This is a genomic window from Bradyrhizobium sp., assembly GCF_035273305.1.
Taxonomy (GTDB): domain Bacteria; phylum Pseudomonadota; class Alphaproteobacteria; order Rhizobiales; family Xanthobacteraceae; genus Bradyrhizobium.
In genome coordinates this window covers 1-11,404 of the sequence record NZ_DATEPI010000012.1, presented here as the reverse complement: position 1 = coordinate 11,404, position 11,404 = coordinate 1, and the positions used below count along the sequence as shown (strand labels likewise).

9 protein-coding genes, 1 tRNA gene and 1 pseudogene are annotated in these 11,404 nt (G+C 60.1%); 7 read left to right on the top strand and 4 right to left on the bottom strand.

Going from position 1 to position 11,404, the window contains the following annotated elements:
* Positions 1-313: 313 nt before the first annotated feature.
* Positions 314-1,045: a DUF4336 domain-containing protein gene (locus VJV58_RS00950; RefSeq protein ID WP_324135432.1), complete on the bottom strand. Its 732-nt coding sequence runs from the start codon at positions 1,043-1,045 to the stop codon at positions 314-316.
* Positions 1,046-1,479: 434 nt separating this feature from the next.
* Between VJV58_RS00950 and VJV58_RS00945 the strand changes: the two genes are divergently transcribed.
* The gene (locus VJV58_RS00945; protein ID WP_324135431.1) at positions 1,480-2,472 is read left to right on the top strand and encodes an ABC transporter substrate-binding protein; all 993 of its coding nucleotides are present in this window, start codon (positions 1,480-1,482) and stop codon (positions 2,470-2,472) included.
* A 283-nt stretch (positions 2,473-2,755) separates the two neighbouring features.
* Positions 2,756-4,519, top strand: a complete 1,764-nt coding sequence (locus tag VJV58_RS00940) for an adenylate/guanylate cyclase domain-containing protein (RefSeq protein ID WP_324135430.1) — start codon at positions 2,756-2,758, stop codon at positions 4,517-4,519.
* Between the two features lie 40 nt (positions 4,520-4,559).
* On the opposite strand, the gene VJV58_RS00935 is transcribed toward VJV58_RS00940, so the two are convergent.
* Both VJV58_RS00935 and VJV58_RS00930 read right to left on the bottom strand, forming a co-directional pair.
* Positions 4,560-4,634, bottom strand: a tRNA-Val gene (locus VJV58_RS00935).
* Between the two features lie 787 nt (positions 4,635-5,421).
* Positions 5,422-6,555: a site-specific DNA-methyltransferase gene (locus tag VJV58_RS00930; RefSeq protein WP_324135429.1), complete on the bottom strand. Its 1,134-nt coding sequence runs from the start codon at positions 6,553-6,555 to the stop codon at positions 5,422-5,424.
* A gap of 223 nt (positions 6,556-6,778) precedes the next feature.
* On the opposite strand from VJV58_RS00930, the gene ypfJ reads away from it, so the two are divergent.
* Positions 6,779-7,705 (top strand): neutral zinc metallopeptidase, encoded by a 927-nt coding sequence (gene ypfJ / locus VJV58_RS00925; protein WP_324135428.1) that lies wholly within the window; start codon positions 6,779-6,781, stop codon positions 7,703-7,705.
* Positions 7,706-7,725: 20 nt separating this feature from the next.
* Positions 7,726-8,289: a molybdenum cofactor biosynthesis protein B gene (moaB, locus tag VJV58_RS00920; RefSeq protein WP_324135427.1), complete on the top strand. Its 564-nt coding sequence runs from the start codon at positions 7,726-7,728 to the stop codon at positions 8,287-8,289.
* A 44-nt stretch (positions 8,290-8,333) separates the two neighbouring features.
* On the opposite strand, the gene VJV58_RS00915 is transcribed toward moaB, so the two are convergent.
* Positions 8,334-8,903 (bottom strand): glycosyltransferase, encoded by a 570-nt coding sequence (locus VJV58_RS00915; RefSeq protein ID WP_324135426.1) that lies wholly within the window; start codon positions 8,901-8,903, stop codon positions 8,334-8,336.
* 181 nt (positions 8,904-9,084) lie between these two features.
* Between VJV58_RS00915 and VJV58_RS00910 the strand changes: the two genes are divergently transcribed.
* The 3 genes and pseudogenes from VJV58_RS00910 to VJV58_RS00900 all read left to right on the top strand — a co-directional run.
* Positions 9,085-10,248: a PA0069 family radical SAM protein gene (locus VJV58_RS00910; RefSeq protein WP_324135425.1), complete on the top strand. Its 1,164-nt coding sequence runs from the start codon at positions 9,085-9,087 to the stop codon at positions 10,246-10,248.
* A gap of 89 nt (positions 10,249-10,337) precedes the next feature.
* Complete coding sequence (locus VJV58_RS00905) at positions 10,338-11,078, top strand: ribonuclease HII (protein WP_324135424.1); 741 nt, start codon at positions 10,338-10,340, stop codon at positions 11,076-11,078.
* Between the two features lie 79 nt (positions 11,079-11,157).
* Positions 11,158-11,404, top strand: a pseudogene (locus VJV58_RS00900) (hypothetical protein); the annotation flags it as partial.

The window sequence follows — 11,404 nt, the reverse complement described above, 5'->3', positions numbered from 1 at the left end:
CTGCGTGACTACATGTACGTGAAAATGAAGGATCAGGTGCTGATCGTGAACGGCATGACCAACAAGATTGTTGACATGTTCTCGGAGACGCAGCCGGTCTCTTGAACCACATTGGATTTGCTCGCCGGCGCCCGCCAGCGTGAATAATGCGGCGAGCGCAGGTCCCCATCGCGACGAAATTCGCATGCTTCGCTAAGGTCTCCTTCGGAAGGAATAGCCGACGTGATTTGCTGACCATCAGTATTACGGGTCGTGACCCAAAGCGGAAGTCGGCCTTGTTGCTACGCGTGTGAAATCGGTGCGCTTTATCAGATTAACTGCCAAGCCAGCGAAACGAATTTGCAAGAAAGGCTTTGCCATTCGCATGCGGCCACTCGCCGTGAGCCACAATGACGCGTTGGCAATTCCAGTTCAGCACCTTCTCAAGCGCCCGGCGCGCCGGTGCCCGGTTGACAAACGATAATCGCCATTCGAGTGGCGCGCAGGCTTTGTCCTGGGTGAGGCCATCGTAGTGGGCCAAGAACCGCCACCGCCCCCAGTATTCTCGGAGAAAATGATCGCGGAACGTCTGGATCAAATCGGCTATGATCGCGGTGGCGGAGGGACGGTGAAGAAAGACAATCTCGTCCATAGTGAGAGAGCCGCGGATCCATGCTTGATCGATATCAGGAAACCATTCAGCCGGCGGGCTATCTACCAGCGCGTCTTGGAATTTGATGTCGGGCCGCTTCTTGATTGTCGTTTCCGGCCCCCACAATTGTGCCTCGGGATAAGCCGCTTTCCATTCTTGCAAGTATAGCTGATGGAGTTTGTTGGGGCTTACAAGGTGTCGGACAGAGCCCCGACTGTCCACTTCGTTGCGCAGATCAGCGGTTAGTTTGACTGGCGACCATACCCACAGATCGCCCCTTGCTAATCGGGCGATGACTGAACGCGTCGGATAGGGAAAGCCAAAGAAGCTGACAATCTCTCCCTCTGCGACCCAAAGAGCGTCGTGCACTTGTTCGAGCAGGTCTTCACCTTTCTTGCGTGAACGTAATGCCATTGTTTTTCGGATCGACTAAAGCTCAAATGTTGGGTCGTTATGTTTTTCTACCAGGCAATAAAAACGCCGACCTTAGATAATGGTTGCAAGATCGAGATGTCCCAGGGCCTATCGTTTCTGCTTGCGCTCGCTGACGAAGTGATCGAATAATCATGCGGCCGCCGAACGTAGCTTGCTGCATTGCATGAGTCCGGTTCTGGCCAAAATGCGACCTCTGCGAAGCGCCGCAGTTCAGCCGCTGTCGACGGAGAACTGGACATCTGACGTCGCGCAGAAGGACAAGTGATGTGCTATCCTTCAGGACGAAAATTACCGGAACCAGACTAATCCGGAAACTCGCCTCCCCGGTCGGCGATCACCCGATCGTAAGCGGACTTCGGCCCAGCGGCCTTTTCGGCCGACCAGCCATTGCAATTTGAAGAGGAGAAATCCTCATGTACCGCTCCGGGCCCCGCGAGTTTATAGCACTGGCTGGCACCGTGCTCGCATTCCCAGTTGCCGCGTTCGCTCAGGCCACGCTCAGGCGGCCGCTCATCGCTTGGCTGTCACCGGGCACCAAGGAAGCCTCACTGGCCAATTCTGTGAAGCCTTTTTTGCAAGGCATGCAGGACCTTGGCTATATCGAAGGCCGCGACTTCGAAATGGTGTATCGCTTCTCCGAAGGTTACCAGGAGCGGTTGATGGCACTTTCCGCGGAGGTTGTTCGCTTGAACCCTAGCGTCATCGTGACTCCCGGACTAGCGGCTGCCGTGTCGGCTCACAAGGTGACGTCGACTATCCCAATCGTGTGCCCAACACTGGCCGATGGCGTTGAGTTGGGCTTGATTGCGAGCGAGGCGCGGCCAGGAGGAAATGTTACCGGACTAGAGCCGTACGTCCCGGGATTGCCCGCAAAACAAATAGAGCTCGCGCGCGAGATCGTTGCGGACGCATTGAAGATTGGGCTCCTCACCAACCTTGACGATCCAAAAGCACCGCCTCAGGCGAAGGAAATGGAAGCTGCCGCCCAGGCTTTAAAGCTTACGGTCGTTTCGGCGGACGCGCATCAACCGGATTATCTGGATCGCGCCCTGCAGGTCCTGGCAGGCGAGCGAGTGGACGTGGTCATCGTGTTACAGACCTCGATGCTGTGGAGCGAAGCTCGGCAGATTGCGAGCTTGGCGTTGGCTAAAAGGCTGCCGACTGTGTACGGATATCGCGAGCACGTCCTAGCCGGCGGACTTGTCAGCTACGGCGTTGACCTGCGATGGTGCGATCGTCGGGCCGCCTACTTCGTCGACAGGATCCTGCACGGTAGTCTGCCGGGTGACTTGCCGGTCGAATTTCCGACCACCCTGTGGCTATGCATCAACCGCAAGACAGCGAACGCGCTGGGCGTGACTGTCCTCCCGCTGCTCCTTTCGCAAGCCGACGAGGTGATCGAGTGAAGTTTTGCTTTTGGGCCCACCGCGGAAGTGTCGGTCGTTCTGATGTCCGCTCTTGAGAGGAAGAGCGGAGATCGCACATTCGCTGCACGAGGTCGGCTTCTGGCCCTTAGCGGCCTGCCGGGCACGCGTACCAATGTCTGTTCTCGGGGCAAAGCAGAAGTCATACGAGGCGACCACTACTTCCGGTTTTGGCCCAATGCGTACGAGAAGTTCCTTTTATTCGTTCGGTGCATTGGGCTAAAATTACTCATCTGTTAGACTGCGGTGCGAAGGAAGCGCCGAGATGGACGTGCCCGGACCAGAGCGCAGGCTGGCAGCAATAGTCGCCGCTGATGTGGTCGGCTACAGCCGGCTGATGGAGGCAGATGAGACCGGGACGCTTGCGCGTCTCAAAACTCATCGGATCGAGCTCATCGATCCTGCCATTGCCAAGAACCGCGGCCGCATCATCAAGACTACAGGCGACGGTATGCTGCTCGAGTTCCACAGCGTTGCCGACGCCGTAATATGCGCTGCCGAGATTCAGCGTCGGATGTCGCGACGGAATACCGACGTCTCGGCCGCGCGGTGGATACAGTTCCGTATCGGCATCAATCTGGGCGATGTGATCGCTGAGGGAGAAGACATCTTTGGAGACGGCGTGAACGTCGCAGCCCGTCTCGAAGCCCTCGCCGAACCAGGCGGCATCTACGTTTCCGGCGCAGTTCGTGATCAGGTCGGCGACCGACTTGATGAGATCGCATTCGAGGATCTCGGTGATCAGACCGTCAAGAATATTGCTCGCCCGATTCGCGTTTTTCGCGTCCGGCTTGAGCCAGACGCAACGATCGCGCCTCACAGTGAAAGCCCTCCGGCAGCGACGCCAATCATCAAGAAACCGTCCATCGCCGTGCTGCCACTCGTCAACATGAGCGGCGATCCGGAGCAGGAGTTCTTTGCGGACGGCCTCACCGAGGACATCATTACGGAGCTGTCACGGTTTCGCGACCTACTCGTCATCTCGCGCAATTCAACCTTCGTGTACAAAGGCAAGCCGGTGAAGGTGCAGGAGGTGGCGCGCGAATTTGGCGTCGAATACGTTCTTGAGGGAAGTGTGCGAAAGTCCGGCGGCCGTATCCGCGTAACCGTGCAGCTGATTGACGCAGAAACAGACCGCCACATTTGGGCTGAACGCTATGATCGCGAGCTTGAGGACATATTCGCTATCCAGGACGAGATGACCCGCGCGATCGCCGCAACGTTGCCGGGTCGCGTCGAGGCAGCCACCCATGACCGTGCGAAGCGCAAGCCAACCGACAATATGGCGGCATATGAGTGCGTGCTGACGGCTAAGGTGCTGCACCACCGCTCGGTCCGCGAAGACAACGCGGCAGCGCAATGCCTGCTTGAGCGCGCCATCGCGCTCGATCCGAACTATGCGCACGCGCACGCGTGGAAGGGATGCGTTCTGGGCCAGGCATGGACTTACGGCTGGTGTGAGGATCGCCAGGCCATCTTTTCACAGGTGGAGGCCGAGCTCGAAGTCGCGCTCGCGCTCGATGACAACGATAGTGATGTTCACCGAATTCTGGCGGCACTGAGCTTGAACCGCGAAGAGCATGACAGGGCTGCTTACCATCAAGAACGGGCACTCGCTCTCAACCCTAACTACGACCTTGTTGTAGTGCAGCAGGGTGAGCTTCTGACGTGGCTTGGCCGGCCGGATGAAGGCATCGACTGGATCAAGAAAGCGATGCGACTGAACCCCTACCACCCGGAGCGCTTTTGGAGCCACCTCGGGCGCGCCTGCTATTCCGCCGAACGATACGCGGAAGCTGCGGAGGCCTTCTCGCGGATCACCAGGCCTGACTATACTCATCACGCCTTTCTTGCGGCGACTTTCGCGCAGATGGGTAACGAGGTCGCGGCCGCCGCGCACGCGGCGGAAGTCCTAAAGCGCGAGCCGAAATTCTCGATCGCTGCCTATCTCTCTACCCAGCACTACAAGCGTGAAGTCGATCGCAAGCGCCATGAGGCGGGCCTGATCAAGGCTGGACTGACGGCTTGATCCGATGTCTGCTGGTGACCCACAGCGGACCCGGAGTAGCTGGTGGACGCACAAGGGATCGAACCTTGGACCTCTCCCGTGTGAAGGGAACGCTCTCCCGCTGAGCTATGCGTCCGGGATGTGTGTGCGGCACGACCGAGCGCCGTAATTCAGCGCCGGGCCGGGCGATACGCGTCGTTCGTGGCCGCGATTTACGAAGCGTCCCCCATTCATGTCAAGCGCCGAGGTAAAAACAGCTCGCCTTGGCCAAGAGCGTATACGCAAAACAGTCATTTCTTGAAGCGGATCAACTGATTTGTGGGCTGTCCAGTCCTGGTTGCGAAAATATACCCCTTCTCATTTTCCCCAAATCAAATCCATAACCCGCGCCGTCCTGCTCCAAACGAGGGGCGTTGCGCAACGTCACGAACGCGGGGTGGGATGCGATGGACGCTGATGTGCTGCGGACGAACAGCGCGTGAGGCGGACGGCGAAGTCGTGTGGTTCTGACGCCTCGACGCTGGCGTTCAAGTTGGCGGGAAGTGTCCCGCTGATGACGGTGACAACCAAGCCCGATCACCGGGAAGATCACGAAGGAAACCGTTAACACCATTGCGCGGGGAATGCCGGGTGTATCCGGCGTGACCGTGGTGACTTACTCGTATGCTTTTTATTTTGCATGCGAGGCTGCGGGCGCATCGAGCGCCCGGCATTCCCTGCGCCCTCTGATGTTTCAGGTGCGCTTTACGTTTATCAAAACTCGCGCGCATCACGCGGCGAGATCGCGGAGGTGTGGGTGGGTTGTCTGGCTGTTTGAAAATTTGGAATTGAGCGCGGCTGCTCTTTCTTATCCCTCCCCACAAAAGTGGAAGAGATAAGAAAGAGCGAAGAAAAGAACGAGCGTTACGAGAGGAAATCGATTCTCAACTTGCGGCCATCTCCGAGCGGATTTCGGCGCGCATCGTGTCGATCAGTTTGAGGCCTTGGCTCGTCTCGATGTGCCAGAAGGTCCAGCCGTTGCATGCGCCAGAGCCCTGCGCCATCGCGCCGATCCGGTGAATGGAGCCGACCTTGTCACCGAGCATGATGGCGCCATCGGCGCGCACGAGCGCTCCATGACGCTTCTTGGCATCAAACAGTTTGGTGCCGGGCGAAATCATGCCGCGCTCGATCAGTTCTGAGAACGCGACCCGTGGGGCGTCGCGCGCGGTCATGAATGGCGCAAGCGTGGCTTCGGGCAGAGCTTCGATAGCGGCGATGCGCGCTTCCGCCGCCGCCGCGTAAGTCCTGTCGCGTTCAAAGCCGATGTAGCGGCGGCCGAGACGTTTTGCGACCGCGCCAGTGGTGCCAGTGCCGTTGAAAGGGTCGATCACGAGGTCGCCGGGTTTCGAAGAGGACAGCAACACGCGCGCCAGCAGACCTTCGGGCTTCTGGGTAGGATGGACTTTCTTGCCGTCAGCGCCCTTGAGGCGTTCCTCGCCGGTACAAAGCGGGATCAGCCAATCGGAGCGCGCCTGCACGTCCTCATTGGCAGCCTTCAATGCCTCGTAATTAAAGGTGTAGCCTTTGGCATTTTCATCTCGCGCCGCCCAGATCATGGTTTCATGGGCATTGGTGAAGCGGCGACCACGAAAATTCGGCATCGGGTTGGTCTTGCGCCAGACGATGTCGTTGAGCACCCAGAAGCCGAGGTCCTGCATGATGGCGCCGACGCGGAAGATATTGTGGTAGGAGCCGATCACCCACAATGTCGAGGACGGTTTCATGAGGCGGCGACAGGCGAGCAGCCACGCGCGAGTGAAGTCGTCGTAAGCGGCAAAGGACGAAAACTTGTCCCAGTCGTTGTTGACGGCATCGACATGGGATTCGTCGGGCCGCTTCAGGTCGCCCTTGAGCTGCAAGTTGTACGGCGGATCCGCGAACACCAGGTCGACCGAACCGGCCGGCAATTTCGACATCTCGGCGACGCAATCGCCTACGACGATTCGATTTTCGGAAGCGGAGTCGAATTTAGTGCGGGACGCCTTTGCAGACGCCCCGCGACGCGACACACCCATGACTCAATTACTCTGACTCAGGCGACGCTGTCGGCGACGCGGGACCAAACAACCGACTGCCGATACATTGACGGGCCAAAGTAAAAATCGACTTAACCGGGCAATTCTTTCGCGCTAGGCAATTTCTGCCGAGCGGGTTATTGAATAATTCAGTGGAAATTTTATCTGCCTGCAACGTTGGTGTTGGCAATTGCGTTTCCCGACAAGCTGAGGAAAGGACGTCATGCGTTACGATGACTTTCGTCGCAGCGAGGATATCGAAGACCGTCGCGGCGATGACGGCGGCGGAATGGGTGGCGGCTTTGGTCTGCCAATGGGCGGTGGTGGGTTAGGCATCGGCACCATCATCGTGCTCGGGCTTGTCGGCTACGCTTTCGGAATCGATCCGCGAATCCTGATCGGTGGCGCCGAAATTCTCACCGGCGGCGGCAGCCAGGCGCCGAGCTATCAAACCGATCGCCGGTCCGGCAAGACCGGCGCGCCGACCGACGAGATGGGCAGCATGATCTCCGGCATCCTCGGCGAGATCGACGATCGCTGGAGCGAAATTTTCAAGGCCAGCGGACAATCCTATTCAGGTCCGCGGATCGTGCTGTTTCGCAATGCGACCAATGGCGGGCGGTGCGGGATGGCGCAGTCCGCGATGGGGCCGTTTTATTGCCCGCCTGACCGGCAGATTTTCCTCGACACCGGATTTTTCCGCCAGGTCGAGACGAGATTTCACGGTTGTTCGGGCAACGCCTGCAAGTTCACGGCGGCTTACATTATCGCGCATGAGGCCGGGCACCACATCCAGAACCTGCTTGGCATCCTGCCGCGGGTGACCCGGCTGCAGCAGCAGGCCGGCAACAAGGCTGAGGCGAACGCGCTGCAAGTCAAAGTTGAGTTGCAGGCGGACTGCCTCTCCGGTGTCTGGGTCAATCGCGAAGCGAAGAAGCGCCCAGGGTTTCTGGAAGCGGGCGATATCGACGCGGCGCTGACGACGGCCACCGCGATCGGCGACGATACGCTGCAGCGACAGGCCACCGGGCGCGTGGTACCGGATTCGTTTACGCATGGCTCCGCAGCACAACGGAAGCAATGGTTCATGACCGGTTATCAGCAGGGCACCGTCCAGGCCTGCAACACCTTTGGCTCGGGAACATTGTGAAGGGCGGAAGAAAATCCAGCATGCCTTCCATCGATGAAGCCAAGGAGTTCGTGCCGCTGAACATCGCGGTACTGACGATCTCCGACACGCGGACGCCTGCAGACGACAAGTCCGGAACGACGCTATCGGACCGGATCACCAGCGCCGGTCATCATCTCGCCGGGCGCGAGATCATCAGCGACGACGTCGAGGCGATCCGTGCCATCATAAAGAATTGGATCGCTGACCCAGGCGTCGATGTCATCATCACCACCGGCGGCACTGGCTTCACCGGGCGCGATGTGACGCCGGAGGCGATCGAGCCGTTATTTGAAAAGCGGATGGATGGATTCTCTATCGCCTTCCACATGCTGAGCCACTCGAAAATCGGGACATCGACGATCCAGAGCCGCGCCACTGCGGGGGTGGCGGGGGCGACGTTTATCTTCTGCCTTCCGGGATCGCCCGGCGCATGCCGCGACGGCTGGGACGGTATTCTCGCAGCTCAGCTCGATTACCGTACGCGGCCCTGCAATTTCGTGGAGATCATGCCCCGGCTCGATGAACATCTGCGACGCCCGAAAGCAAGGGGCGCCTCGGCTTGAACGATTTGCGATCCGGTTTGCGCTTCGGTTTGGCTGCGCTCGGCTCAGGCCACGACGATCCGGCTGCGCAGCAATGTGCGCGAGGAGCGGCCGAGCTGACGCAGCAGTCTGGCTTCGGAGCGACGACCGTCCGGTGCGTAGCCGCCGAGCCGCTCGTAATGGTCACGTGCGATCAGCAGTCCCTGATCTGCCGATGGACCGGCAACGATTCGCGCAACAAATTTCAAGCCGTCGCGGAAGGTGCTTTCGGCATAGGGCGAGCGGGCATAGCGGAAGATGCCTGCGCGAGGTCGGCCACTGACGGAGACGGTCTGAATGAACTGTGTCGTCTCCTCGATCCACCCGGACTCCAGCACCGCGCCCGCATGCAGGAACATCAGCCATGGTGAGCGGGCTTGGCGCGCGCCCGCCGCCATCGCGGCCGCCCGCGAGCCTTCAAACCGGAGCAAACGACAGCCCGTCACATCGGCGACACGCTCGATCACGCCGTTACTGGCGCCATCGACCAGGAGAACCTCACGAATGATTCCGGCGGCGGCCCCCGGGACCAGAGCAGCCAGCGTGGCGACGGCGGTCTGTTCGACGCCATCGGTGGGAATAATGACACTCAGCATCGATGGCTCGGAAGGACCGGCAAGAGGAAACGCGGCACTGATAACACCTTGTTCCGACCAGATCAGCCCGGCGCGGGTGAAACGCTGCCGGGAACGCGCGAAAACTGCCAGGGGCGTGTGCGGTTCGGAAAAGAGAACAGTTTGTTCTTGATTTGTTCTCAAGAGGTGGTATGTTCTGGCTATGAGCCGAGCATCCTCTCATGCCCTCAAGCACCCGCCGGTCGCGGCGCCCTCCGAGCCGGCGGGTGCGCTTTCTTCCTTTCCGGAACTTGCCATTGCGATCGAGCGCGAGCGACGGCGCGGTCGCGGCGCGCACTCCAACGCCAGCGGCCGTTTCGAAGCCGAAGCGCGGGTTGCATTCGATGATGGCTGGCAGAGTCTTGATGAATTGCCGTCCTTCAAGACCACGGTCGCGGTCGATACCGCGCGCAAGGTCATCACCCGCAACGATTCTCCCGACATCGGGTTCGACCGTTCCATAAACCCCTACCGCGGATGCGAGCATGGCTGCGTGTACTGCTTCGCGCGCCCAACCCATGCCTATCTGGGCTTGTCGCCCGGGCTGGACTTTGAATCGAGACTTTTCGCCAAACCCGACGCGCCGCAGCTTTTGGAAAAAGAACTGGCGGCGCAGGATTACGAACCGCGCATGATCGCGATCGGCACCAATACCGATCCGTATCAGCCGATTGAGCGCGAGCGAAAGATCATGCGCGGCATCCTCGAAGTGCTCGACGGGGCAGGGCATCCGGTCGGCATCGTCACCAAATCGGCGCTGGTAACGCGGGATATTGATATTCTGGCGCGGATGGCCAAGCGCAGTCTCGCGAAGGTGGCGATTTCAGTGACGACGCTCGACGGAAAACTCGCGCGCACCATGGAGCCGCGGGCATCCACGCCAGCCAAACGGCTCGAGGCGCTTCGGCAGCTCTCGGAAGCTGGAATTCCGACCACGGTAATGGTCGCGCCGGTCATCCCCGCCCTCAATGATGCGGAGATCGAGCGCATCCTCGACGCCGCCGCGCATGCGGGCGTCAGGGAAGCGAGCTACGTGCTGCTGCGGCTGCCGCTGGAAGTGCGCGATCTGTTCCGCGAATGGCTGATCGCCAACTATCCCGATCGCTATCGCCACGTATTTACGTTGATCCGCGACATGCGCGGAGGGCGAGACTACGATTCGCAATGGGGAACGCGGATGAAGGGCACCGGGCCAATGGCCTGGATGATCGGACGCCGCTTCGAAATCGCTTGCGAAAAACTCGGGATCAACAGCCGGCGATCGAAATTGACTACCGATCATTTCGCCCGGCCGAAACGCAACGGCCAGCAGCTTTGTCTTTTTTAGTCAACTGTTCCATCGCGAGAAAATGAATAACGGGAATTGGCCGGAGTTCCCAGTTGCGCTGCGCGTCCGGCTTGCGCACGATCCCGGCGATGAGTCGGGAATATTCAAACGAGGATACGGCCAAGCCAGTCAAGGGGGTGATCGCGGTCGCGCCCCCGAGCTTTCGACGCGAGCGCGCGCTGATCAAGCGCGGCATCTGGCCGGTGGCCGGATGCGACGAGGCCGGACGTGGTCCGCTGGCGGGTCCGGTAGTGGCCGCGGCGGTGGTGCTCGATCCCAAGCGAATCCCCAAAGGCATCGACGATTCCAAGCGGTTGACTCCAGAACGTCGCGAAGAGCTGTTTGATCAAATTTGCGCAACCGCATCATTTGCCGTCGCCTACGGTTCCACAGCCCGGATCGATCGCGACAACATTCTGCGAGCATCGCTGTGGGCGCTGAAGCGCGCGGTGCACGCGCTGCCGGAAATGCCGAAGCATGTGTTCGTGGACGGCCGCGACCGGCTCGATACGCAATGCGACTGCGAAGCCGTGATCGGCGGCGACGGACTGGTCGTGTCGATCGCGGCGGCCTCGATCATCGCGAAGGTGACGCGCGACCGGCTGATGTGCGCGCTTGCGCAGGATTGCCCCGGTTACGGTTTCGAGTCGCACAAGGGCTACAGCGTGCCCGAGCATCTGGACGCGTTGCGGCGGCTTGGACCCACCGTTCACCATCGCCGTCTCTTCGCGCCAGTGGTGGCGGCTCGGGAAAGGCAGTCGGCAACGGTCGAGCCCGGCGTCGTTGCGACGGAAAGCTCAAACGAAGTCCAGATCGCGGCTGGTATTTGACGAGTTGCCTCGCCGATCCACGCGCTCTATCACACGTTCGAGAATCCAATAGCGCCGGCTTGGGCATATCGGACGTTGCATGCGCTTCACTCCCCTGATCGTCGAACTGATCCGCGCGCGACCGCGTCTTGTGGTCTGGTCGGTAGTGCTGCTGCACGCACTGCTTTGGCTGCTCGTGCCTCTATTCCTCAACACCAGCCCGCCCGGCGACCTTGCGATAGTGCTCGCCTACGGCCGTGAGTACCAGGTGGGCACCGACCTCGGTCCGCCGCTGGCGTTCTGGCTTGGCGACATCGCGTTTCGGGCGGCCGGCAATCACGTATTTG